General features: G+C 34.7%; 25 protein-coding genes. 13 read left to right on the top strand and 12 right to left on the bottom strand.

Annotation, left to right across the window (positions count from 1 at the left end; all coding sequences use genetic code 11):
* Window positions 1–231: 231 nt before the first annotated feature.
* The 7 genes from ES724_RS14395 to ES724_RS14365 all read right to left on the bottom strand — a co-directional run bounded on the left by ES724_RS14395 (window position 232) and on the right by ES724_RS14365 (window position 5773).
* Window positions 232–738, bottom strand: a complete 507-nt coding sequence (locus ES724_RS14395; protein WP_146934120.1) for a CAP domain-containing protein — start codon at window positions 736–738, stop codon at window positions 232–234.
* 173 nt (window positions 739–911) lie between these two features.
* On the bottom strand, window positions 912–1817 hold the full coding sequence (locus tag ES724_RS14390; RefSeq protein WP_146934117.1) for a ribonuclease Z: 906 nt from the start codon (window positions 1815–1817) through the stop codon (window positions 912–914).
* A gap of 176 nt (window positions 1818–1993) precedes the next feature.
* Window positions 1994–2326 (bottom strand): hypothetical protein, encoded by a 333-nt coding sequence (locus ES724_RS14385; RefSeq protein WP_026838785.1) that lies wholly within the window; start codon window positions 2324–2326, stop codon window positions 1994–1996.
* A 26-nt stretch (window positions 2327–2352) separates the two neighbouring features.
* Window positions 2353–3282: an aspartate carbamoyltransferase catalytic subunit gene (locus ES724_RS14380; protein WP_146934114.1), complete on the bottom strand. Its 930-nt coding sequence runs from the start codon at window positions 3280–3282 to the stop codon at window positions 2353–2355.
* The gene (pyrR, locus tag ES724_RS14375) at window positions 3283–3864 is read right to left on the bottom strand and encodes a bifunctional pyr operon transcriptional regulator/uracil phosphoribosyltransferase PyrR (RefSeq protein ID WP_146934111.1); all 582 of its coding nucleotides are present in this window, start codon (window positions 3862–3864) and stop codon (window positions 3283–3285) included. It abuts the gene before it with no gap.
* Between the two features lie 188 nt (window positions 3865–4052).
* Window positions 4053–4895: a ferritin-like domain-containing protein gene (locus ES724_RS14370; RefSeq protein ID WP_146934108.1), complete on the bottom strand. Its 843-nt coding sequence runs from the start codon at window positions 4893–4895 to the stop codon at window positions 4053–4055.
* 29 nt (window positions 4896–4924) lie between these two features.
* Window positions 4925–5773: a ferritin-like domain-containing protein gene (locus tag ES724_RS14365; RefSeq protein ID WP_146934105.1), complete on the bottom strand. Its 849-nt coding sequence runs from the start codon at window positions 5771–5773 to the stop codon at window positions 4925–4927.
* Window positions 5774–6106: 333 nt separating this feature from the next.
* Here ES724_RS14365 and ES724_RS14360 point away from each other — a divergent pair, with 333 nt between their 5' ends.
* The 4 genes from ES724_RS14360 (at window position 6107) to ES724_RS16540 (ending at window position 9351) form a co-directional block, all read left to right on the top strand.
* A complete protein-coding gene (locus tag ES724_RS14360) occupies window positions 6107–7294 on the top strand; it encodes an MFS transporter (protein ID WP_146934102.1) in 1188 nt (395 codons plus the stop codon).
* Between the two features lie 147 nt (window positions 7295–7441).
* Window positions 7442–7918, top strand: a complete 477-nt coding sequence (locus tag ES724_RS14355) for a hypothetical protein (RefSeq protein ID WP_146934099.1) — start codon at window positions 7442–7444, stop codon at window positions 7916–7918.
* Between the two features lie 5 nt (window positions 7919–7923).
* Window positions 7924–9018, top strand: a complete 1095-nt coding sequence (gene amrB / locus ES724_RS14350; RefSeq protein ID WP_146934096.1) for an AmmeMemoRadiSam system protein B — start codon at window positions 7924–7926, stop codon at window positions 9016–9018.
* Window positions 9019–9201: 183 nt separating this feature from the next.
* Window positions 9202–9351 (top strand): hypothetical protein, encoded by a 150-nt coding sequence (locus ES724_RS16540; RefSeq protein WP_170249907.1) that lies wholly within the window; start codon window positions 9202–9204, stop codon window positions 9349–9351.
* A 113-nt stretch (window positions 9352–9464) separates the two neighbouring features.
* On the opposite strand, the gene rpsA is transcribed toward ES724_RS16540, so the two are convergent.
* From rpsA to lon, 3 genes are all read right to left on the bottom strand, one after another.
* The gene (rpsA, locus tag ES724_RS14345) at window positions 9465–11291 is read right to left on the bottom strand and encodes a 30S ribosomal protein S1 (protein WP_146934093.1); all 1827 of its coding nucleotides are present in this window, start codon (window positions 11289–11291) and stop codon (window positions 9465–9467) included.
* A 185-nt stretch (window positions 11292–11476) separates the two neighbouring features.
* The gene (gene cmk, locus ES724_RS14340; protein WP_146934090.1) at window positions 11477–12181 is read right to left on the bottom strand and encodes a (d)CMP kinase; all 705 of its coding nucleotides are present in this window, start codon (window positions 12179–12181) and stop codon (window positions 11477–11479) included.
* Window positions 12182–12293: 112 nt separating this feature from the next.
* Window positions 12294–14744 (bottom strand): endopeptidase La, encoded by a 2451-nt coding sequence (gene lon, locus ES724_RS14335; RefSeq protein WP_146934087.1) that lies wholly within the window; start codon window positions 14742–14744, stop codon window positions 12294–12296.
* Between the two features lie 217 nt (window positions 14745–14961).
* On the opposite strand from lon, the gene ES724_RS14330 reads away from it, so the two are divergent.
* The 4 genes from ES724_RS14330 to ES724_RS14315 are packed head-to-tail and all read left to right on the top strand — an operon-like array spanning window position 14962 to window position 17924.
* Window positions 14962–15525 carry an RNA polymerase sigma factor gene (locus tag ES724_RS14330; RefSeq protein ID WP_146934085.1) on the top strand — a complete coding sequence of 188 codons (564 nt, stop codon included), beginning with the start codon at window positions 14962–14964 and terminating at the stop codon, window positions 15523–15525.
* On the top strand, window positions 15515–16081 hold the full coding sequence (locus ES724_RS14325) for a DUF4179 domain-containing protein (RefSeq protein ID WP_146934083.1): 567 nt from the start codon (window positions 15515–15517) through the stop codon (window positions 16079–16081). The genes ES724_RS14330 and ES724_RS14325 overlap by 11 nt, the downstream gene beginning before the upstream one ends.
* A complete protein-coding gene (locus tag ES724_RS14320; RefSeq protein WP_146934080.1) occupies window positions 16062–17168 on the top strand; it encodes a hypothetical protein in 1107 nt (368 codons plus the stop codon). The genes ES724_RS14325 and ES724_RS14320 overlap by 20 nt, the downstream gene beginning before the upstream one ends.
* Window positions 17169–17192: 24 nt before the next feature.
* Window positions 17193–17924: a head GIN domain-containing protein gene (locus tag ES724_RS14315; protein WP_146934077.1), complete on the top strand. Its 732-nt coding sequence runs from the start codon at window positions 17193–17195 to the stop codon at window positions 17922–17924.
* A gap of 42 nt (window positions 17925–17966) precedes the next feature.
* Here the strand turns inward: ES724_RS14315 and ES724_RS14310 are convergent, their stop codons facing one another.
* Window positions 17967–19301: an MFS transporter gene (locus ES724_RS14310; RefSeq protein WP_146934076.1), complete on the bottom strand. Its 1335-nt coding sequence runs from the start codon at window positions 19299–19301 to the stop codon at window positions 17967–17969.
* A 64-nt stretch (window positions 19302–19365) separates the two neighbouring features.
* The gene (locus ES724_RS14305; protein WP_146934073.1) at window positions 19366–20187 is read right to left on the bottom strand and encodes a M48 family metallopeptidase; all 822 of its coding nucleotides are present in this window, start codon (window positions 20185–20187) and stop codon (window positions 19366–19368) included.
* 185 nt (window positions 20188–20372) lie between these two features.
* Between ES724_RS14305 and ES724_RS14300 the strand changes: the two genes are divergently transcribed.
* The 5 genes from ES724_RS14300 (at window position 20373) to lpdA (ending at window position 24310) form a co-directional block, all read left to right on the top strand.
* Window positions 20373–21233 carry an alpha/beta hydrolase gene (locus ES724_RS14300; protein WP_146934071.1) on the top strand — a complete coding sequence of 287 codons (861 nt, stop codon included), beginning with the start codon at window positions 20373–20375 and terminating at the stop codon, window positions 21231–21233.
* A 25-nt stretch (window positions 21234–21258) separates the two neighbouring features.
* Window positions 21259–21759 (top strand): peptide-methionine (R)-S-oxide reductase MsrB, encoded by a 501-nt coding sequence (msrB, locus tag ES724_RS14295; protein ID WP_146934069.1) that lies wholly within the window; start codon window positions 21259–21261, stop codon window positions 21757–21759.
* A 10-nt stretch (window positions 21760–21769) separates the two neighbouring features.
* Window positions 21770–22168 carry a peptide-methionine (R)-S-oxide reductase MsrB gene (msrB, locus tag ES724_RS14290; protein WP_146934066.1) on the top strand — a complete coding sequence of 133 codons (399 nt, stop codon included), beginning with the start codon at window positions 21770–21772 and terminating at the stop codon, window positions 22166–22168.
* A 16-nt stretch (window positions 22169–22184) separates the two neighbouring features.
* On the top strand, window positions 22185–22757 hold the full coding sequence (locus ES724_RS14285) for a collagen-like protein (protein ID WP_146934063.1): 573 nt from the start codon (window positions 22185–22187) through the stop codon (window positions 22755–22757).
* Window positions 22758–22918: 161 nt separating this feature from the next.
* Window positions 22919–24310, top strand: a complete 1392-nt coding sequence (gene lpdA, locus ES724_RS14280) for a dihydrolipoyl dehydrogenase (protein WP_146934060.1) — start codon at window positions 22919–22921, stop codon at window positions 24308–24310.
* Window positions 24311–24352 lie beyond the last annotated feature (42 nt).

Genomic DNA, 24352 nt, shown 5'->3' with positions numbered 1-24352 from the left:
AGGTATTTAATTGAATCATATACTTATGATATAGATGGTGCTTTTGTGACTGAAGGCTAACCAGAGCCAATACTATTGAATCTGGAGTCTTGGGTCTTGAGTCTCTGATGATTTATACAAACTAAAAGACCCACATTCAATTATTTTGAATGTGGGTCTTTTGATTACATGGAGGCTAATTAAACTTTCTGCTATAATTAATACCGATCGGGGTAAACTAAATCTTATATATTATCTTCTCATAAAGATGTTGGTAAAATAGTTCTTACCGTTTTTATCCTTATCTACTGAAATTCCAAAATGTGTAAAATCACCTTCAATATTAACACGGTGACCTTCACTAGCTATCCAAGCCTTTACAACCGCATCTGCATTACCGTATCCAAAAGCAACATTTTCCGCTACTGCTTTTGCTCCTACCTCAGAAACTAAATTACTATAACGCACATTAAAATTATCATGATTTACAACTTCATTGCTCGTCATATAAACGGTATGATCATCTGCTTGATAAGTTACCTCATCTACTCTTGCAAGAGCTTTCATACCTATACTTTCTCTGTACTTATTTACACCATTTAGAATCTCAGATTCCAATGAGGTATAAGCGATAGAATTTGATAAATTGGCAGTTTTAAGTTGTGCCTCATTTTCTGGAATAGCATTGTCTTTAGAGCATGATGCAAACGTAAGAATACAAGCAAAAACAAGAAAAAATTGTTTTGTATAGTTCAACATAATAAGTAGGTTAAGCGATTTGGTCTAGCCAAAATACAAATAAAATCGACTAAATACACTCTGAGACATGTACTTAATCGATTTTATGGTAATTTTAACATATTTTGTACGCTAAATCCTACTTTAAGCTGTTGTTTTTAAAATAAGCGTGTAAGAAAATTGAAAATTATCCGTTAAAAGGTAAATATTTTACCATCATCGGCTAATTCTACATTTGGGAATGTGGTAAGTGCCTCTTCCTTAAATAATTGAATACTTGGATATCTTGTAGAAAAGTGACCAAGAATCAATTTTTCGACTTTTGCATCCTTGGCTATTTGAGCAGCCTGTATAGCTGTAGAATGTTTTGTAGGTGCTGCTAATTCCTTATTGGCTTCGAGGAAGGTAGATTCATGATAAAGTACTGTTGTATTCAAAATCTGAGCAATTATTTCTGGATAATACGCAGTATCACTACAAAAAGCATAACTCATAGGTTTCTCTGGAGGACCAGTTACCAAATGATTCGGAATTATTTCTCCGTCATTGGATTCCACATCTTTACCCATCTTTACACTCTGGTATAGTGAAACATCAATGTTATATTTCATGATCTCATTGATCAAAAGCTTTCTAGGCCCCGGTTTCTCTTTAAATAAAAACCCATTTGTATATATCCTGTGATTTAAAGGAATTGTTTCCACTGTAACTTTTTCATCTTCAAATAATAATTCTGGTTCTTTACTATTTAACTCATGAAAAAATAAAGGATAATTTGTCCAAGATTTAGACAACTTAAGTTGTAATGTAATTATTTCCTTTATCCCCTTGGGTCCATAGACATGCAGTTCTGTTTCCCTATTTAATAATCTAAAGGTAGAGATAAGTCCTACCAGTCCAAAGCAATGATCTCCATGTAAATGTGATATGAAGATGTGTTTGATCCTTGAAAATTTGATCTTGTTTCTACGTAATTCAACTTGAGTGCCTTCTCCACAATCTATAAGAAATAAGTGATTGTTTATTTCAAGAACTTGAGAAGTGGGGTTTGTAAATGTTCTTGGGGTCGCTGCATAACAACCTAGTATTGTTAATTTCATACTTATGTTTTTATGATCTTGCGAAAACAAATAATGGCTATAAATTTAAATTTTAAACAAGAACCTCGGGCCAAGCTCAATAGGTATATCCCGATGGTTCGCGAGTAAAATAATTTTTAAAATTTCGAAGTATCACGATAGCTATCGGGATGGGGAATTAAACCCTCAATGAGGGATTAAAACCCGAGTTCTCTCTCCAAGTCTTCCATTTTAATGATATCGCCTGCTTCTAGCAGACTTGGAACTACAATTAATTCATCTGGAATAACATCTATAGAGATGTTTGAGTTTACAATTACAAAGGATTTTTTCTCTGCACGGTGAATATTAGAAATTTCTAAAAAAAGAAGCGCATCTTTTATATCAAAGTTTTCGTAATTTAGAAGATCTACAATCACATTATCATTTCTATAATCTGAATAGTTTTCAGTGATCCTCTCTGCAAAATCTACAAGATTATTCTTATTATCCTTTAAAACAATGAATTCTTCTTTTCGTGTAATTTTCATTTTCAAACTTTTAATCTACTATAAACTTATCGATTTATTTTTGAAGCTAAAAGATAAATAACGGCCATTCTTACTGCAACCCCATTTTGCACCTGGTCTAATATTATAGCTTGTTTAGAGTCGGCTACATCACTGGTTATCTCCACTCCCCTATTTATAGGCCCTGGATGCATCACAACGATCTCTTTATTAAGAGAATTCAAGATCTCCTTATTTAATCCAAATTGCTGGGTATATTCTCTTGTTGTCGGGAAATAACTAATTTCCATCCGTTCATTCTGAACTCTAAGCATATTGGCAACATCACACCACTCTAAAGCTTTTATAAGATTGGTTTCAACACTCACCCCTAAAGACTCAATATACTTTGGAATTAAGGTTTTAGGGCCACATACCTTCACCTCTGCTCCTTGCAGTTTTAATGCAAAAATATTAGAAAGTGCAACTCTGCTGTGCTTGATATCTCCTACTATTAAAACTTTTTTGCCTTTTACTTCCCCAAGTTTTTCACGTATGGAATAACTATCCAATAAAGCTTGGGTTGGGTGTTCATGCGTTCCATCTCCTGCATTTATAATACTTGCGTCTACATGCTTGGAAAGAAAAATTCCTGCACCTGGATTTGGATGTCTCACTACCACCATATCCACTTTCATTGCAAGGATATTATTTACTGTGTCTATTAAGGTTTCGCCTTTTTTTACTGAAGAAGAAGCAGCTGAGAAGTTAATTACATCTGCACTTAACCTTTTTTCGGCCAGTTCAAAAGAAAGTCTCGTCCTTGTACTGTTTTCAAAAAATAAATTGGCGATGGTAATATCTCGTAAAGAAGGAACCTTTTTGATTGGTCTATTGATCACTTCCTTAAAATGATCGGCAGTTTTAAAGATCAGGTCTATATCTTCTTTTTTAAGATATTTAATTCCCAATAAGTGATTTACACTCAGTTCGCTCATTTACTGTTTTTTTTTCTTCTGAATTGATTCAATTTCTGTATTAGCTGTTGGTAAAAGATAAACGCAATCCTCCCCATGTACTTCTTTCCAATTCACCTTGACCCGCTCATCATTTATTGCATCTACCTGCCTCCCATTATAATCTGGTTGTATGGGTAAATGTCTGCTGAATCTTCTGTCTATAAGAGTAAGCAATTCTATTTCTTTAGGTCTTCCAAAAGACTGAATTGCAGTTAATGCTGAACGAATGCTACGACCAGTATAAAGAACATCGTCTATAAAGATCACTTGTTTATCTTCAACAATAAAATCTATCTTAGTTTTGTTCGCTTCTAGAGGTTTTATACTTCTTCTGAAATCATCTCGGTAAAAAGTGATGTCTAACTGTCCGTATTCTACATTTTTGATACCATATTCTTCTTCCAGTAATTGAATGATCCTATTTGCTAAGAATACACCTCTCGGCTGAATTCCAATGATCACGGTATTTTCAAAATTAGGATGATTTTCTACCAACTGGCAAGCCAAACGACGAAGAATAATGTTGATCTCTTTAGAATTAAGCAACACTTTTTGACTCATAATAGAAACTGATGATGTTTGAAAAACAAAAGTAAGATTTTTTTTGATTTAGACTAATAGGATTTTGATTGGTATTTAAAAGGTCCTCATAATTTAATAAAATAAGATAAAAATAAAAATCATGCTAAAAGAATGAATTCTAAAAGCATGATTTTTTCTTTTAAAACACCAATTTTCGTCACTCAGGCTTAGGGCGCAACAAATATATTTGCTATGGCATTTACTTCAGTCATTTCTAAGGGTTCGTCAAAGGCCTCTGTAAGTGAGGCTACACTATACTGGGATAAAACTACTGCCAGGTCTAAACCTCCCTGCACGACATTGCCTTCCCCGGCATATACAAGGTCAAGGACACTTGGAGAGCCTTCCCCTTCACCTGTAATCCAGCCCTTTTGTCCACGCATTCTCCTAATCTGCGAAGCATGTCTCGCTTCTATAGAATGGATTTGAAGTGCATATTCTAGCAAAACATTATCGTCTATTAAAGCACCAGCCTGGCCTTTATATGCCCTTACGCCTGTATCTTCAAAGCCTTGGGCTAGGATTAAAAATTGTGCGTATGCAATTTCTTTCCCAATTCCGGTTTTATTAAATGGGTCTAAACTTAGTCCTCCTGGAGCCCCTGTAAAATCAAATTCAGGTTCTATGAATGCTTCTCCTTTCGAATCTAAAAAATTATATAAAAAATTTACATGAGCTCGTTCGTGATCATAAATCAATCCGAACACATCTCTATCTTCTGCGGGAATTACTCCTGAATCTAAACCTTCTGCATAAAACCTTCTTTCGAGGTATTCCAATTTCAAGGCAAATTGTAAAACTTCAATAGGTGAAGCCTGATCTTCAGCAGAAGACATTGCCATAGTTGCAGCAGCCGTTTTCTTGCTCGTTGCTGCCAAGGCAAAAGGAATGGAGGCTAAAGCCATATTTTTTCCTGCTTTTTTCATTTGACTAAAGGAATCTCTTCTTGATCCCTTGGTTTCTAAAAGTTCTTTATTAGAAATATCGTCTAAGAATTTTATAATATTCATAATTTTTAGTTTTTAAGATTAGTTAATAATTATTCTGTGGGTATGTTATTAGTGATGAATTTTTTAATGTCAATAAACCCTGTGCCGGCTACCATTTCTAAAATTGGTCGAGGTTCTGTAGCTTGGTCATAAGCGCGTCCATCAATGTCATCACCCCCATCTGCAACAGCACTAGTCGAAGATCCAGGTAGAATTACCAATAATTTTTCTTCGTCTACATAATTTCCAGATGCAAAATTGGTCGAATCAGGTAAAATAAGATCTCTAATCGCAGCAGCGTGTCTTGCTTCCACCGAAACTATTTTTCCTGCCAATAATAAATAGGTTGGGTTTTCAATTAAATTACCCGCACCATTATAAGCCTGTACCCCGGTATCTTCCAATAGCTGGGAAAAGGCTAAAACTATGTCCCTACTACTAAAATCCACCGCATTAAAATCAAATTCAAGTTTGGGGGCTACTCGTCCCGGACTGAATAAAGAATTTAAAACTACTTCAAAGAAATCCCTATGGATTAACTCATGCTGATAAATGTCATTGAAAATTTCTACATCTTTACCTTGTGCTGGAAAAGAAAGACTGCCGTCATCTTTTACTACATTTGCATAAAACGCCGCTTCTAATTGCTCTAAAATATAAGCAAAATTCAGGATGGCGAGATCCCCCGTCCCCAGGTTAAAAACTTTTTTGTTTTTTCCACCTTTAGCATCTAGTGATGTAATTTCTTCATCGGTGATTCCATCTTCCTCACAAGAATAGAGGAACAAACTTGAGCCAACTACAGCTAAGCCTCCTATTTTAAGAAATTTTCTTCTAGAATTCATTTTTCCTTCGCGTCCGTCATGGAATGACTGAACATTGATCATTGGTTTTTTCATAATTAAACGTTATTAATAATATTAAACCACGCAAGTAGGAAATCTTTATTCAGGAAATTTGGTCAAGTAAATTTTAAGATTTATGGGCAATAAAACTTAAGCTTATTGAAAAGGGAGGATTTTTAATAATCTAATATATCGGGGGGATACAATTAATATACGTAGTAATAACCGTGTTGGTTTTCGATAACTCATTAATTAACAGGTATTTATAAAATAATATGAAATGTTTAACATATTCAAACTAAATACCCACTTGTTATTGTATTTTTGAAAGTGTGTATCTTCTGAAATAGAAAATAAATTGAAAACATACCATAGACTTTTTTAATAATGAAAAATACCAGGTTAATAATTTTCATTATTGTAATTGCCCAGTTTTGCTGTACTTCTGTTTGGTTCGCATCCAATGCTGTGCTATCAGATCTTATTATAAATTTCAGTTTAAATGAAAACGCACTAGAACACTTAACCTCTGCGGTACAATTTGGTTTTATTCTAGGAACATTGTTATTCGCTCTATTGGCAATAGCAGATCGTTTTTCTCCTTCTCAAGTATTTTTTGCGTGTGCCATTGCTGTAGCAGTTATAAATCTTTCCACAATTCTGGAAAGCAATACTTTTATAAGCTTATTATGCGTTCGGTTTGCAACCGGATTTTTCTTAGCAGGGATCTATCCTGTTGGGATGAAGATTGCTTCAGATTATAGCAGCAAAGGTCTTGGAAAAGCTTTAGGCTTTTTGGTGGGTGCTTTGGTAGTTGGAACCGCTTTTCCACATTTATTAAATAGTGCGTTTTTTAAAGTGTCTTGGGAAAATGTAATACTAGCAACTTCTTGTATTGCCTGTATTGGGGGACTGTTAATCTTAGTATTTGTTCCAAACGGCCCATATAGGAAGAGAAATTATAAACCAGCTCTCAATACGGGAAAAGTTATTTTTAAGGATATCAAATTGAGAACTGCAGCTTTCGGCTATTTTGGACATATGTGGGAACTATATACTTTTTGGGCCTTTGTGCCGGTGATCTTAGCCACCTATTTAAATTTTCATCCTTTAGCTGAAATTAATATCTCGCTGCTTTCCTTTCTTATAATTGGAATTGGTGGGTTTTCATGCGTAATTGGAGGCTATCTCTCCAGTGCTTTTGGAGAAAAAAAAGTGGCCAGAACTGCACTATTATTGTCTGGATGTTGTTGTTTATTATCTCCGCTTATCTTTTACACAGATTCTACTCCTATTTTTCTTGCATTCTTATTTTTTTGGGGAATGGTCGTGGTAGCAGATTCTCCGGTACTTTCTACTTTGGTAGCGCAAAATGCTCCAGCAGAGCATAGAGCTACAGCTTTAACTTTAGTAAATAGCATCGGTTTTGCGATTACCATTGTGAGTCTCCAAACCATATCACTGCTAAGTAATTATATAGATCCTAAATTCTTATATTTAATATTGGTAATTGGCCCCGTTATAGGAGTACTTGCACTATTTCAGAAAAAAAGAAATCCGTTGCCTAATTATTAACCGGAAGCAATTAGATATGAAGAAAAAGACTGGGATTTCTAATGACGTATGGCTATTATGGCTTCAGTAAATAGTATGTCTGGCTTAGAAGATGAATTTCGGGTTTCCTGCTAGCTTAATTTTGAATAAATATAAAACATATTAAACATGAAGGTTGCCAGTATAAAGGAGCTTAAAGATGAGCTTGGACATAGATCTAAAGAAGAACTACTAGATTATTGTTTACAGCTTTCTAAATTCAAAAAAGAGAATAAAGAACTACTTACCTATGTCTTATTTGATTCTATAAATGAAGAAGAGTTCATCGCACAAATAAAACAGGAAGTAGAAATACAATTCGAACTTATTAATAAGAAGAAGTTTTATCTCATTAAGAAAAGTGTGAGGAAGATTTTAAAAATGATAAAGAAGTATATAAGATATTCCAAAAAGAAAGAAACTGAAGTTGAACTTTTGTTATTCTTTTGTGCTCAGTTAGCTGATTTTTCACCTTCAATTAAAAGGAACACTACCATGTTGAACTTGTATAATAGACAGTTACTCCTGGTAAAAAAAGGAATTACACTCTTACATGAAGACCTCCAGTATGATTATGAGCTGGAACTTCAAGAAATCACACTATAATAGAAATGAAAACAATTAAAATTCAATATATACTCACTTTGAGCTTTGTTATAATGAGTGTGCTCTGTTTTGGGCAACAGAAAGATAATGAGAATTCTACTGTCTCAAATATTAAAATAAGGCATTTAGAAGACACTATTGGCTTCCCTCAATATAAATGGCAAATGGATAGCATCTTGTCTAGAATTGCTGCGGAAGATAAAGTCTCTACTTCTGAAGTAAGTAAAGCAGTGATCTGCCCACATGATGATTATGCGTATGCGGCTGGACTTTATAAAAAGACACTTTCAAGTATAAAAGCAAAAACCATTGTACTTGTAGGGGTTGCCCATAGAGCAAGGAATTTCGAGCTCAAAGACAAAATCGTATTCGGTTCCTTTAAGGAATGGAAAACTGCCTATGGAAGCATTAAAATATCGCCCTTAAGGGACAAGTTGCTTTCATTAATTCCAGACAGCACTTATATCGTTCATAATGAAATGATGCAATTAGAGCACTCTTTAGAAGCCATTACGCCTTTCCTTCAGCATAAAAACAAATCAGTAGAGATCATTCCAATGCTTGTTCCTTATAAATCATTTGAAAATATGGACACTTTTTCAGAAGTAATAGCCCAAGCTCTGGCAGATCTTATGAAGGAGACAAACATGAATTACGGCGAGGATCTGGCTGTTGTAATTTCTAGCGATGCTATACATTATGGAAATGAAGGATGGGGAAGTTCTAATTTAGCTCCTTTTGGAGTGGATAGTCTTGGCACCGCCCAAGCCTATGAAAAAGATCTAGATATCATTAAGAACTTTTTGACAGAAGAAATCAGCAAAGAAGGAATTAGCAACTTCAACAAAATCACGGTGAAAGAAGAAAACTATATGGAATATAACTGGACTTGGTGCGGAAGGTATTCTATTCCATTCGGTGTTTTAATGGCTAATAAACTAAATCTCCTGCTTCACAGAGAACCATTACAAGGTTCTCTAGTAGATTATAGATCAAGTATTCACAATAAACATATTCGGGTAGATGATCTTGGAATGGGTACAACTGCACCAGCGAAAAATACACATTGGGTAGGATATGCTGGAATTAAGTACCGATAAATATACAGTTCAGCTCTTAATCCAGATGAAAGGGATAAGGCAAAGGGCATTCCCCAAATTTCTGGGATCCTAAACAAGCCCTTATTTGCAAACGGAGTTAAGGGATTTATAAAAGAGAAATTCCCGGAGTATGTTTAAAATTCCATTCTAAATGCTTCAAGGAAGAGGTTATATAAGCCCATAATGTATGGGTGGCATTTCTTAGATGCATTCACGAAAATCAAGACTGATAAAACAATTTCTATTCATATTATTACATCTACTTTAGATCCTGCAGATGCATTAAAATCTAACGAAATTGTAAAGCACATTATCCTTCCTGAAGCTCTTTAGAGACTTTTATATGAAATTATAGAATAAGTAACTTTAAAAAAACAGCAATAAAAAAGCCTCCTTAAATTAAGGAGGCTTTTTCTTTTAAGCTTAAAAACTTATGGTTGGAAAAACTATTTTTTCCCTTCCATTTTGTCTTTTAATGCTTGAAGATCTGCATTTACATCACCAATAGTGGTTTTTTCAGTGTTTTGAGCTGATTTCTTAGCAGCTTGTTTCACGATTTTTTGCTCTTCTTCTTTATGTATAGCCATATGTGAAGCTACCACTCTCTTGAATTCTTTGTTGAATTCAATAATTTGGAACTCCGCAGACTCACCAGCATTTAGTTTCTTACCATCTTCTTTTTCAAGGTGACGAGTAGGAACGAATGCAGTAATATCCTCATTAAACTCTATAGTTGCGCCTTTGTCTACTATTTCAGCTATTTCCGCAGTATGTTTAGTACCTACAGCGAATTCAGTTTCATATTTATCCCAAGGGTTAGACTCAGTTTGTTTGTGACCTAAACTTAATTTACGTCCTTCAACATCTAATTCTAATACAACTACTTCCAACTTATCACTTACGTTAGTAAATTCAGATGGATGTTTGATCTTCTTAGTCCAAGAAAGGTCAGAAATATAAATAAGTCCGTCAATTCCTTCTTCCAATTCTACGAATACACCAAAGTTTGTAAAGTTACGTACAATACCTGTGTGCTTAGAACCAACTGGATACTTAGAAGTAATATCTGTCCATGGATCTGCGCTTAATTGCTTAATACCAAGAGACATTTTACGATCGTCACGATCTAAAGTTAAGATTTGAGCTTCAATCTCATCCCCTACTTTAACAAAATCCTGAGCTGAACGTAAATGAGTACTCCAAGACATTTCAGAAACGTGAATAAGTCCTTCAACTCCTTCAGCAACTTCAATAAATGCTCCGTAATCTGCAATTACAACTACTTTTCCTTTAACGTTGTCTCCAACTTTAAGGTTTTCATCTAAAGCTTCCCATGGATGTTTGTGTAATTGTTTTAAACCTAATTGAATTCTAGTCTTAGCTTCATCGAAGTCAAGAATAACAACATTCAATTTCTGATCTAATTCAACTATTTCGTTTGGATGGTTAATACGAGACCAAGAAAGATCTGTAATATGGACCAATCCATCAACTCCACCAAGATCTACGAATACACCGTAAGAAGTAATATTCTTAACAGTACCTTCTAATACTTGACCTTTTTCTAGTTGACCAATAATTTCTTTTTTCTGCTCTTCGATATCCGCTTCGATAAGCGCTTTATGAGATACAACAACATTCTTAAATTCGTGGTTGATTTTCACAACTTTGAATTCCATTGTTTTTCCTACATAAGCATCGTAATCTCTAATTGGCTTCACGTCGATTTGAGAACCTGGCAAGAATGCCTCAATTCCAAATACGTCTACGATCATACCACCTTTAGTACGACATTTAACAAAACCGTTTACGATTAATGCTTCATCATGTGCTTTGTTCACACGATCCCAAGCCATGATCACTCTAGCTTTACGGTGAGAAAGAATCAATTGACCTGTAGCATCTTCACGTACATCAATTAATACTTCAACCTCATCTCCAACTTTAAGATCTGGATTGTAACGGAATTCGTTTAAAGAGATAACTCCTTCACTTTTCGCGTTGATGTCAATAATAGCATCACGATCTGTGATATTAATAACTCTACCTGTAGTTACTTCATCATCTAAAGTATCTACAAAATTTTCAGCTACTAACTTCTCAAATTCTACTAACTTAGTATCATCTACAGGATCTATTCCTTCTTCGTAGTTGTGCCAGTTAAAGTCTTTTAAGAATTGCTCAGGGTTTTCCTGTTGTGCAGACGGTGCTGCGTGATTTGAAACTTCAGAGTTAGACTCTTCAACTTCTGGATTTTTGGTTTCTTCAGCCATTGCTGATTGTAATATTTGTATTCTGAGTTCTTTATGGAAATTTCAGATAATTAAACACAGAAGTGATTATATATTTGATTTTCAGTCCTTTTCTATTTCCATTTCTTTATCTAAAAAGGAGTGCAAAAATACATATTATTTTCTTTATTTCAAAAGTCTGAAACTAAATAAAATAGGAAGATGTTTTATTTATTATGAGCTTCGATCGAAGCCTTTGCTAATTGAAGTATTTTTTGGAACTGTTGGTCTATATTTAAAGTAGAGTTATCTATCTCAATAGCATCTTCTGCCTTCACTAATGGAGAATCCTCTCTGGTAGTATCCAGAAGATCTCTCTCCTCTACATTTTTAAGAACCTCATCGTAACTTACTTCTTGCCCCTTCTCTTTCATTTCTTTAAATCGGCGATTTGCTCTTTCATCTGCAGAAGCGGTCATAAAGATTTTTAATTCGGCATTTGGAAAAACTACAGTTCCAATATCTCTACCATCCATTACCACTCCTTTCTCAAGTCCCATTTGCTGTTGCTGAGAAACTAGTTTTTTACGAACTCCTGATAGAGCCGATACCCTGCTAACATTCTGAGAAACTTGCATTGTACGAATTTCATCTTCTATATTTTCTTCATTCAAATATATAGCAGCGAAACCTCGAGAAGCCTCAAAAACAAATTTTAAGTGTAAAGAAGGCAAGTCTTTAATTAGACTTTCTTCATCAAAGGAATCCTTCGTAATATATTTTTTTCGCATTGCATAAAGCGTAATAGCTCTATACATAGCGCCTGTATCTACATAGACATAACTTAATTCTTTGGCTAATTGTTTTGCAACCGTACTTTTTCCTGTGGAAGAAAAACCGTCTATTGCTATGGTAATTTTATGATCTGTCAAGCTATTAGATTTAATGGATTAATCCTGTTTACTTTTCAAGTTCAAAGATAAATAAACCAGATTTTAATTGGAACAAAAAAATAAACCCTGAATTGCTTCAGGGCTTATGATCCTATAATTCTTTAGGATTATTTACTTTCTCATTGGTAAGAGCAAGTTCAATAACATCCTTCATTTCACTAACATAATGAAAAGTAAGACCTTTCACATACTCAGCTTTAATCTCATCTATATCTCTTCTGTTCTCTTCACAAAGAATAATTTCCTTTATTCTTGCTCTTTTGGCTGCAAGAATTTTCTCCTTGATTCCCCCAACAGGCAATACTTTTCCTCTCAAAGTGATCTCACCTGTCATTGCAAGACTCTTTTTGATCTTACGCTGAGTGAATAAGGATACCAATGAGGTAAGCATTGTAATTCCCGCACTAGGACCATCTTTTGGAGTTGCCCCTTCTGGTACGTGAATATGTACATTATATTTCTCGAATACTTCAGGATCTAAGTTTAACAACTCAGCATTAGACTTAAGATATTCCATTGCAATGGTTGCTGACTCTTTCATCACTTTTCCAAGGTTTCCGGTAATATTTAAATTCCCTTTACCCTTAGACAAGATAGATTCAATAAATAAGATATCTCCACCAACACTCGTCCAGGCCAATCCTGTAACTACTCCGGCAACATCGTTATTTTCATATTTATCACGTTCCATTCTAGGACTTCCCAGAATCTTTATCACATCTTCATTAGCGATCTTTTTAACATATTCTTCATCCATCGCAATATTCTTGGCTGCATAACGCACCATCTTTGCAATTTGCTTTTCTAGACCACGCACTCCAGATTCTCTGGTATAACCTTCAACAATTTTTTCTAATTGAGCTTTACCAATCTTGATGTGTTCTTTAGTAAGTCCATGCTCCTTAAGTTGCTTAGGCAATAAATGCTGCTTAGCGATCTCTACCTTTTCCTCTATGGTATATCCTGTAACATTAATGATCTCCATTCTATCTCTAAGAGCAGGTTGAACGGTACTCAAACTATTGGCGGTTGCAATGAACATCACCTTAGAAAGATCATATCCCATTTCTAAGAAATTATCATGAAACTCACTATTTTGTTCTGGATCCAAAACCTCTAATAATGCTGAAGACGGATCTCCATTATGACCACTATTAAGTTTATCTATTTCATCTAGTACGAAAACTGGGTTACTTGTTCCAGCCTTCTTAAGACTCTGAATAATTCTTCCTGGCATCGCGCCAATATAGGTCTTTCTATGACCTCTTATTTCTGCTTCATCTCTTAGTCCACCTAAAGAAATTCTAACATATTCTCTTCCCAAAGCTTCTGCAACAGATTTCCCTAAAGATGTTTTACCAACTCCCGGAGGTCCATATAGACAAAGAATAGGAGATTTCATATCATTTCTTAGCTTCAAAACTGCTAGATATTCAATGATTCGTTCCTTTACATCATCTAAACCATAATGATCTCTATCCAAGATCTTTTTAGCTCGTTTTAAATCGAATTTATCTTTACTAAATTTATCCCAAGGAAGATCCAGAAAAAGATCTAAATAATTTCTTTGGATTGAGTACTCAGCAACCTGAGGATTCATTCTCTGCATTTTAGCAAGCTCTTTAGTAAAGTGCTTTTCAACTTTTTCGTCCCATTTTTTATCTTTAGCACGAACGCGCATTTCTTCCATCTCATCCTCATTAGAAGCCCCACCAAGTTCCTCTTGGATGGTCTTCAGTTGCTGATGTAGGAAATACTCTCGCTGCTGCTGACTCATGTCACTTTGAACCTTACTCTGGATCACATTCTTCAATTCCAGTTTCTGATTCTCAACGTTCATGAATTTTAAAGTATCCAGCGCTCTGTTCTTCAAATTATTGGTCTTCAATAATTTTTGCTTTTCATCTACGCTCAAATTCATGTTAGAAGAAACAAAATTTATCAAGAAAGAAGGACTTTCAATATTTTTTATAGCAAAAGAAGCTTCCGACGGGATATTCGGACTTCCCTTGATGATTTGAAGCGCAAGATCTTTAATAGATTCTATAATTGCTCCAAATTCAGCATTCTTTAAATCTGGTCTAACTTCCGCCACTTCATCTACAGAAGCAGTCATGTAAGGTTTTTCAGAAATAACCTCTTTTATTTTGAATCGCTTTTTCCCTTGGATGATCACCGTAGTATTTCCATCGGGCATTTTAAGCACTCGCAAAATTCTTGCTACTACTCCGGTTTTATAAATATCATCTACTCCTGGATTTTCTACATCCTCATCCTTTTGTGCTACAACACCTATTACCTTATTTCCGCTATTCGCATCGTTAATAAGCTTTATAGAGGTATCTCTCCCGGCGGTAATTGGAATTACAACACCTGGAAATAACACAGTATTTCTTAAGGGTAGTATTGGTAAAATTTCGGGGAGTTCTTCTTTATTTATCTCCTCTTCATCTTCTGGGGTCATCAAAGGAATTAACTCTGCATCTTCATCGATTCCTTGAAATGACAAACTGTCAATATTTAATAATTTAGATTTAGCCATATCTTTATTTAGGTCAAACTGTCATTACAGTTTATTATTTATATCTACGTACAATCTTCTGCTAGGGTTTAATCCTACTGCCTCTGCACGTAGCGGGTATTATTTTAATCTTTTATTTCAATTGTTATGCCACCAAAAAGAATTCAACTTTTTTTTCAGAAACTGTAACAATTTAAAAACATAGGTATCTTTAAAGTAGAAGCCTAATAGAAATTTCTTGACACCAAGTATTACTTACACAGAAGATTTGATTGTACGTTGCCAAAAACAGGAGCATCGAGCACAATTAGAAGTATATAAGAAATATTACAAAGCGATGTATAATACAGCGCTCAGAATTGTAAAGGATTCTGCGGAAGCTGAAGACATTATGCAAGAAGGGTTTATCAAGGCTTTTTCTAAGATACATACTTTTGAAGGGAAATCGACATTTGGGGCCTGGATCAAGAAAATTGTAGTAAACCTAAGTATCAATGCCTATAACAAAAGAATAAAATACACACAGGTTTCCTATAATGATGAATTTAGGAATGAAATTACTGAAGGAGACGGAATAGGTATTATTGAAGAAGAGGAAAACAAGTGTAAAATTCAGCATATTTTAAAAAAGTTCGAATTACTAAAAGAAAGTTATAGAGTCGTTCTTAGCCTTCATTTAATTGAAGGCTATGATTATGATGAAATTTGTGAGATCCTAAAATTAAGCCCTGCTAATTGTAGAACTACCATTTCTAGAGCAAAAGAACAATTAAGAAAAATAGTATCAGGAAATGAAAGATGAAGAATTATATAAACTCTTTATAAACGAAGACTGCGATCTGGAAGAGCCAGAAACTGGTCATGAAGAACGTTTTCTATATAAATTAAAGGAGTCCCGAAAATTAAAAAGCTCCAGAAGCGAAAGTCCTGTTAGACCTTTATGGAAATCCTGGATAGCCATTGCTGCGAGTATTGTTTTTATAATACTTATTGCTGGCAGCTTTTTAAGTTCAAACATTTTATCGAAGCCTGCAGGGCTTGCTGCTATTTCTCCGGAAATGAAAGAAACGCAAGATTTTTATGCGAATGCTATAAGAGCAGAACTGGAAAAGGTAAATGCTTCTAAATCTCCTGAAACGAAAATTATAATCGATGATGCCTTAGTGCAACTGGAACGTTTAGATAAAGAATATAAAAAACTTAAAGTAGACCTTTCTAAGAGTGGGAAGGATAAGCGAGTAGTATTTGCAATGGTTTCCAACTTGCAACAACGTATAGATCTCCTAAATGACGTTTTAACCCAAATTGAAGAAATTAAAGAACTAAAAAACTATAAAAATGAAAGCACTGTTATTTAATATATTAATCCTTGCAGTAACGTATCCTGCAGTTGCAAATTCCGTTGAGAACGATACAACTTTAGATAAAGTTTCTGGCAAACATACTAAAGAGAAAAAGATCTCCAAATCTTATGATGTAGCTGCAGATGCCCTACTTAAGATTGACAATAGCTATGGAAATATAGATGTCTCTACTTGGAGCCAGAATAAAGTTCAGATTGAAGTAGTCATTAAAGTAAATGGAAATGACGAACAAAAAGTAAAAGAAAAGCTAGAAGAGATCTTCGTGAAATTTGATCAATCTTCTGAAGGGGTAAGTGCTAAAACCTATTTTGAAGAAGAAAATAGATCCTGGTGGGATATGATCTTTGGAGAAAATAATAATTTGAATATGGAGATAAATTATATTATTAAGGCCCCCATTACAAATAATGTCCATCTTATTAATGACTACGGAAATATCTATCTGGATAAATTAACTGGGAACGCAAAAATAAATTGTGATTATGGAAGCATCGATATCGGAGAACTGTTAGGAAATAGTAATCAAATTAATATTGACTATTCGAGAAACAGCCATATAAGAGTTGTTAAAAATGCAGTAATAAATGCAGATTATTCTGAATTTGAAATAGAGGACGCAAAAACGCTAGATATCAATGCAGATTATTCTAAAAGCAAAATAAGAAAAGTAGAGTATCTAAAATACAATGGAGATTATGGGAGTTTAAATATAGACAAGCTTAGAAAACTTGATGGAAACGCAGATTATGTAAGCACTAAAATTGGACAAGTTTATCAATCTTTAGATCTTGATCTAGACTATGGAAGTCTCGAAATAAATAAAATTATGAAGGGAGCTAGAGACATTAAAATTAAATCCAATTACGCTGGAGTAAAAATTGGCTATGCAATGGATCAAGCTTTCGATTTTGATATCGTATCCACTTATGGAGGAATTGATGGGATGGATGGATTAGATGTTCAAAAGAAAAATGATGAATCAAATAAAAAAAGTTATTCTGGGTATTATCTAAAATCTGGAAACTCGAGTAACATTGTGGTAAGAAGCAACTACGCAAGTATCACATTTCAAAAAAAATAAACCAATAACTAAAACAAATCAATCATGAAAAAAGTAATTCTTTTATTAGCTCTTGTACTTATGGGGTCTACCACTATGAATGCCCAATGGTGGGGAAATAAAAAAGTAAATGGAAATGGCAATATGGTAACGGATACCCGCAGCACTTCCAATTACGACGGAATTGCCTTAGTGGGTTCTTTAGATGTTCAAATTATTTCTGGCACCGAGGGGAAAATTAAAGTAGAAGCAGAAAGTAATTTACAGGAATATATTCTAACTGAAGTTGAAGATGGAAAACTCAAAATTTCTGTTGAAAAGGATGTGTCTTTAAATCCATCCCGAAATATGAGTATCCGAGTGACTGTTCCTGTAGAGACTATTAGTAGTCTTTATGTAACCGGATCTGGAGATGTTTCCAACACTGGTGTAATAAGGGCTAATGAGCTGAAAGTAGGAGTTACTGGTTCTGGAGATATAAATCTTAATGTTGAAGCAAAAGAATTATGGGGATCTATTACAGGTTCTGGTGATATTAAATTAAATGGAAAAGCAAGAGAATTCAACTGCAAAGTAACCGGATCTGGAGATTTTATGGCCTATAGTTTAAATGCTGAAATTGTAGAAGCTGCAGTTTCAGGTTCTGGAGATATTCAGGTTTCCGCATCCCAATCCTTGAAAGCTCGCGTTTCTGGTTCTGGCGATATAAGTTATAAAGGAAATCCAGAAAAACAGGATTTTAAAACATCTGGTTCTGGAGATATATCTAGAAATTAATATTCAAAATTAGATCTATAAACTATAATGATCCAGTAAGAGTTAATCTACTTTTACTGGATTATTAGTTTTTGGTACTCTCAATAACAAAAACACCCCAGCTACAAAAAAGACTATTAAAAATAGGATGGCATTACGAACACTTCCTGTTAATTGAGCAACTATCCCATACATAGACATCCCAATTACAATTCCGATCTTTTCAGAAACATCATAAAAACTAAAGTAACTTGCCGTATCCAAAGTGTTCTCAGGAATCATTTTAGAATAAGTAGATCGAGATAAAGCCTGAATGCCGCCCATTACTAGACCTACCGCTGCCGCAGCCACATAAAATTCTTGTGGGGTTATTATGAAATATGCATAAATACATATTAGGATCCAGAAAATATTCAAATATATAAGAGTTCTAATATTTCCTATTTTCAAGGCTATTCTAGAAGTTAAAGTTGCACCTACAACTGCGACTAACTGTATCAGTAAAATACTTACAATTAAACCTGTTGTAGCATCTTGTTCTCCCCAGTCCAATTCCTCTATTCCAAAATAGGTAGCAATAAGCATAATGGTTTGCACGGCCATACTGTACGTAAAAAAAGCCATTAAATATCTGCTAAGCCTAACCTGATGTTTAAGAGCAAACCAAATTTTCTTTATTTCTTTAAATCCATTAAAAAGAACATTCCTAGTAAGCTTTTCCTTCTTATTCCCTTTTGGTAAATACTTGTAAGTGTATTGGCTAAATCCAATCCACCAAATTCCAGTTAAAACAAAAGACAATCTTGTTGGTAAACCCTCATCTTCAAACCCAAACCATTCATATTTCATGATCATGATCAAACATATAATCAGCAGGATCACACTTCCTATGTACCCCAAAGAAAAACCTTTCGCGCTAATTTTATCTTGTTGCTCTGGAAAAGCAATATCTGGTAAATATGAATTATAAAACACTAAACTAGACCAGAAGCCTATAAGTGCAAAGAAATAGCATAACAAACCGAACCACAGAAAATCTAGACTAAACCAAAAAAGGCCGATGCAAGAAATAGCTCCCAAATAGCAAAAGAATTTTAAAAAGGATTTCTTATTCCCAACATAATCTGAGATCCCAGACAAAAAAGGACTAAAAATAGAAACTACCAAGAATGCTAAGGCGGTAACATAGCTAATTAAAGAGTCGTTGTTAAAATTAAATCCCATAAAATTTATGGTATCATCTATAATCTTACCATCGCTATCTTTTACAATTGTAATAGCACCATAAAAAATCGGGAAGATTGCTGAAGCGATCACCAAACTGTAAACAGAGTTGGCCCAATCATAAAATGCCCAGGCATTTAATAATTTCTTGCTTCCTTTAGGGGGATATTTCATTTTTTAAAAATAACAAAAAAAGCCGCTCTATAAGAACGGCTTTAAAAAATTTGTAATGAACCCTTTATTTAAATGAAGTCACACCATATTTAGCTGCTTCAGCTTTAGCTGCCGGAGCCCATTTCGTAAGATTATTAATTCTGGTTTGAGAAGAAGGGTGAGTACTTAAGAACTCTGGTGGTGCCTGCCCACTACTTTGCGCAGCCATTCTTCTCCAAAGACCTGCAGCTTCAGCTGGATCATATCCAGCTATAGCCATTAATGTTAATCCAATTCTATCAGCTTCAGTTTCGTGACTTCTGCTAAAAGGTAACATTACTCCTAACTGAGAACCTAATCCGTAGGCCTGAGCAAATATCTGTTGAGTTTGTTGGCTTCTTCCACTAACTGCAACACTTCCTGCTACAGCTCCTAACTGTTGTAATTGTGCAGCACTCATACGTTGTGCACCATGATCGGCCAAAGCGTGTGCAACCTCATGAGCCATAACTACAGCTAAGCCTGTTTCATCTTCAGCAACTGGCAAAATACCTGTATAAGCTACTACCTTTCCTCCTGGCATAGCCCATGCATTCACCGCCTCATCATCTACTAAATTAAATTCCCAAGCGAAATCTTTTAAATATCCTTGGTATCCATTCGCATTTAAATATCTTTCAGAAGCTGTAACTATTTTCTGTCCCACATTTTTCACCATTCTCGCTTCAGTAGTACCTGTTACCACTTTATTTTCAGATAAAAACTGATCGTACTGAGCAAATGCTGCAGGAAATATTTGATCGTTAGATACAAAATTCAAGTTTTTCTCTCCAGTAAAGGGATTGGTTTTACAACCAAGCATAACAAACACAGCAAAAACTGCTATAAATAAATTTTTAATTCTCATGATTTTTGGTTTTAGGTTGATAAAAATACAAAACAACGCCCCTCAGTAAAGAAGGTTTATGCTTGCTTTAACAGTTATCGTTTTTCAAAAATGATACCATTATTATATTTCTTTACTATACTTCTTAATCCTATTCTCTTGGAAATTTATTTAACTTGGCGCTTCTAAATTATTTTATGACTCAAATGACTGATAAAAAGAAACCAGTTCAAGTCTTACTTGTTCCAAAATATATACTCAGAATTGGTAAAATTTTAACCGCAATCTCTCCTTTTATTGCTAGCAGATTTGCAGCAAGACTCTTTTTAACTCCCTTTAAATATAAAATACCGGAGAGAGAAAAAGAGATGGACACTAATTCTATTCAAGAATCTATACATGTCCCTTCGATAAATAGAGAAATTGTAGTTTATCACTATGGCAAAGCTAAACATAAGGTACTGCTAATTCATGGTTGGAGTGGTACCGGGACTCAAATGGCACTTATTGCAAAGAAACTTGTGGAAAAGGGTTTTGAAGTAATCACTTTTGATGCTCCAGCTCATGGAAAAGCACCCGGTAAAATTAGTATGATGCCATTTTTCATTGAATCTATCCATCATCTAGAAAAAATTTTTGGTCCATTTCACGCGGCTATAGGACATTCTTTAGGAGGTATGTCTATTCTAAAGGCAGTAAAAGATGGTCTATCCTTGAACAAACTGGTGGTTATTGGAACAGCCAATAGCGTAACCCATATTACAAAGGACTTTGCACAAAATATGCAACTAAATGATGAGGTTGCTAAAAAGATGAAATCCTATTTTGATTCAAAGTTTGGAGAAGATATGGATAATTACTCCGGAGCATTTTCTGCGGAAGCTGTCAAAATTCCTACACTAGTTATACATGATGAAGATGACGTAGATGTACACGTGAGTTCTGCTTACGAAATTTCCAAAAATCTACATGACAGCCAGTTATTTATAACCGAAGGTCTAGGGCACAGAAAGATCTTAGGAGATTCTGAAGTAATTAACAAAATAACAACATTCATCACGGTATAATCTTTGTAGTTTTAAAATAAAAAACATGAAAAATTTAATTTTTGCATTTTTAGCAGTTGTTGCTGTTAGTTGTAATAGCAGTGCTCAAAAAAGTGATACTGAAACAAATTCAAAGGAAGTAGCTTCTAAATATGAAGTCTCAAAAACAGATGCGGAGTGGAAAGAGATTTTAACCCCCGCAGAATATCATATTCTTATAGAGGCTGGAACAGAAAGACCTTTTTCGAGCGAACTTAACAATGTTAAGGAACCAGGAACTTTTGTTTGTGCTGCCTGTGAAACTAAGTTATACAAAACAGAGCACAAATTTATGAGCGGAACAGGATGGCCAAGTTTTGATAGAGCAATTGAAGGCGGTATAGAAATGGGATCCGATTCAAAATTAGGATATACCAGAGATGAAATTCATTGTGGTACCTGTGGTGGGCATTTAGGCCATTTATTTAATGATGGACCTCGTGAAACAACTGGAAAAAGACATTGTATAAATGGAGATGCCATGAAGTTTATTCCAGATACTAAATAAGTTATTAGATATGAAAAAATATAATGTAGAGAAGACCGAAGAGGAATGGAAACAAGAACTTTCTGAAGAACAATTTAAGGTTCTAAGGCAGAAAGGTACTGAAGCTCCAAATTCCGGGAAATACAATCTTCATTTTGATAATGGAGAATATCAATGTGCAGCCTGTAAATCAAAACTCTTTGAAAGCAATAGCAAATTTGAAAGCGGTTGCGGATGGCCAAGCTTTGATGATGCTATAGAAGGAACTGTAGAATATGTACAGGACAAAACTTTTGGAATGATGAGAACTGAGATTCTTTGTGCCAATTGCGGCAGCCATTTAGGTCATGTATTTGACGATGGCCCTACCCCTACGGGTCAAAGATTTTGTGTAAATTCGGCAAGTATAGCTTTCAATAAAAATTCTTAAAACTTAAAATTAAATTATGAAAAAATTATCCACTCTTATAATATGTGCTCTTTTTGCACTTACTTCTTGTACTTCAGATAGTGTACAAGGACCTCCCGGACCTCAGGGACCAGAAGGACCTACTGGAGTAGGTGGATTTATTGGAACTGCTATAGATGTAACTGGAGATTTCACTGCAGATAACTCTTATACTCTATCCTTATTTTTTGATGATATAAACCTAGAAGTATTCGAATCGGATGCTGTATTAGTTTATGTAAAAGTTGGCGATGGACAAGACGACGCTGACGGAAATCCTATTGAAATATTTAGAGCATTACCGCAAACCTATTTTCAAGGAGACAAAACGATTCAGTATAATTTTGACTTCACTTACGAGGATGTTTTTATCTTCTTAGATGGAGTTAATTCTAATGGAACACTTTTAGATTTCGCCGCTTTAGATTCAGAATTCAGGTTAAATCAAAAATTCAGAGTTATTGTTCTACCAGCAGCTTTTGCTGAGAATAGAAAACAATTAGATCTCACTAATATGAATGCAGTTATGAAGGAGTTGAATATTAGACAAGCAGATGTGATCAAACAATAAGTAGATAAAAATTAATTATTTTCTCAATGGCTCTTCCTAACTTGGAGAGCCATTTTTAATTTAATGATCATTCTAGAAATATCACTAATTCTAATTCTTTCAGTTTAGGCTTATATTCCTTAAATTCGCAACTTCTAAAAATGTCATAAAAATTTCGAAATATGAGTAAATACGATATCATTGTTCTAGGAAGTGGTCCAGGAGGTTACGTTACCGCAATTCGCGCTTCACAACTTGGTTTTAAAACCGCAATCATCGAAAAGGAAAAACTTGGTGGTGTATGTCTTAATTGGGGTTGTATCCCAACCAAAGCCTTACTTAAAAGTGCTCAGGTATTCGATTATTTAAAACACGCCGAAGACTATGGTCTTACTCTTCAAAAACCAGATAAAGATTTTGGAGCTGTTGTAAAGCGAAGTAGAGATGTCGCAGATGGAATGAGCAAGGGAGTTCAGTTCTTAATGAAGAAAAACAAGATAGACGTTATTGAAGGTTTTGGAAAACTTAAAGGCGGAAAGAAAGTTCAGGTTACAGATAAGGATAATAAGACAAAAGATGTTGAAGCAGATCATATAATTGTTGCAACCGGAGCAAGATCTAGAGAATTGCCAAATCTTAAACAAGATGGTAAGAAGGTAATTGGGTACCGTGAAGCAATGACTTTAAAGACACAACCAAAATCTATGATCGTGGTTGGTTCTGGAGCAATTGGAGTGGAGTTTGCCCATTTTTACAATGCCATGGGAACAGATGTTACCATAGTAGAATTTCTACCAAATCTTGTTCCTTTGGAGGACGAAGAAGTTTCCAAGCAGTTTGAAAGAAGTGTGAAAAAAGCCGGAATTAAAGTAATGACTAATTCTTCGGTAGAGAGTGTAGACACTTCAGGAAAATTAATAAAAGCTAAAGTTAAGACCAAAAAAGGGGAAGAAACTCTTGAAGCAGAGATCGTACTTTCTGCAGTTGGTATAAAAACCAATATAGAAAACATCGGTTTAGAAGAACTTGGTATAAAAACAGATAAAGATAAGATTGTTGTTAATGAATGGTACCAAACCAACGTTGCCGGCATTTATGCAATTGGAGATGTGACAGATGGTCCTGCATTAGCTCACGTAGCTTCTGCGGAAGGTATTACTTGTGTAGAAAAGATTGCAGGAGTTCATGTTGAAGCGATAGACTACGGAAACATCCCTGGATGTACTTACGCTTCTCCAGAAATCGCATCTGTTGGTATGACAGAAAAGCAAGCTAAAGAGGCTGGTTACGAACTTAAAATTGGTAAATTTCCTTTCTCTGCATCTGGAAAAGCAAAAGCTGCCGGAACTCCGGATGGTTTCGTAAAAGTTATTTTTGATGCTAAATATGGAGAATGGTTAGGTTGCCATATGATTGGTGCCGGGGTAACAGATATGATCGCAGAAGCGGTGCTTGGAAGAAAGTTAGAAACTACAGGACATGAAGTTTTAAAAACAATTCACCCACACCCAACGATGAGTGAGGCAGTGATGGAAGCTGTTGCTGCAGCTTATGGAGAAGTGATCCACTTATAAAAGTGTGTGTTTCGCGTTCTAATTGATATCTATAAATTAAAA

The organism is Gillisia hiemivivida (assembly GCF_007997295.1).
GTDB classification, from domain to species: Bacteria; Bacteroidota; Bacteroidia; order Flavobacteriales; family Flavobacteriaceae; genus Gillisia; species Gillisia hiemivivida.
Note: the sequence above shows the minus strand (reverse complement) of the source record. Positions and strands in the feature narration are given on the sequence as shown.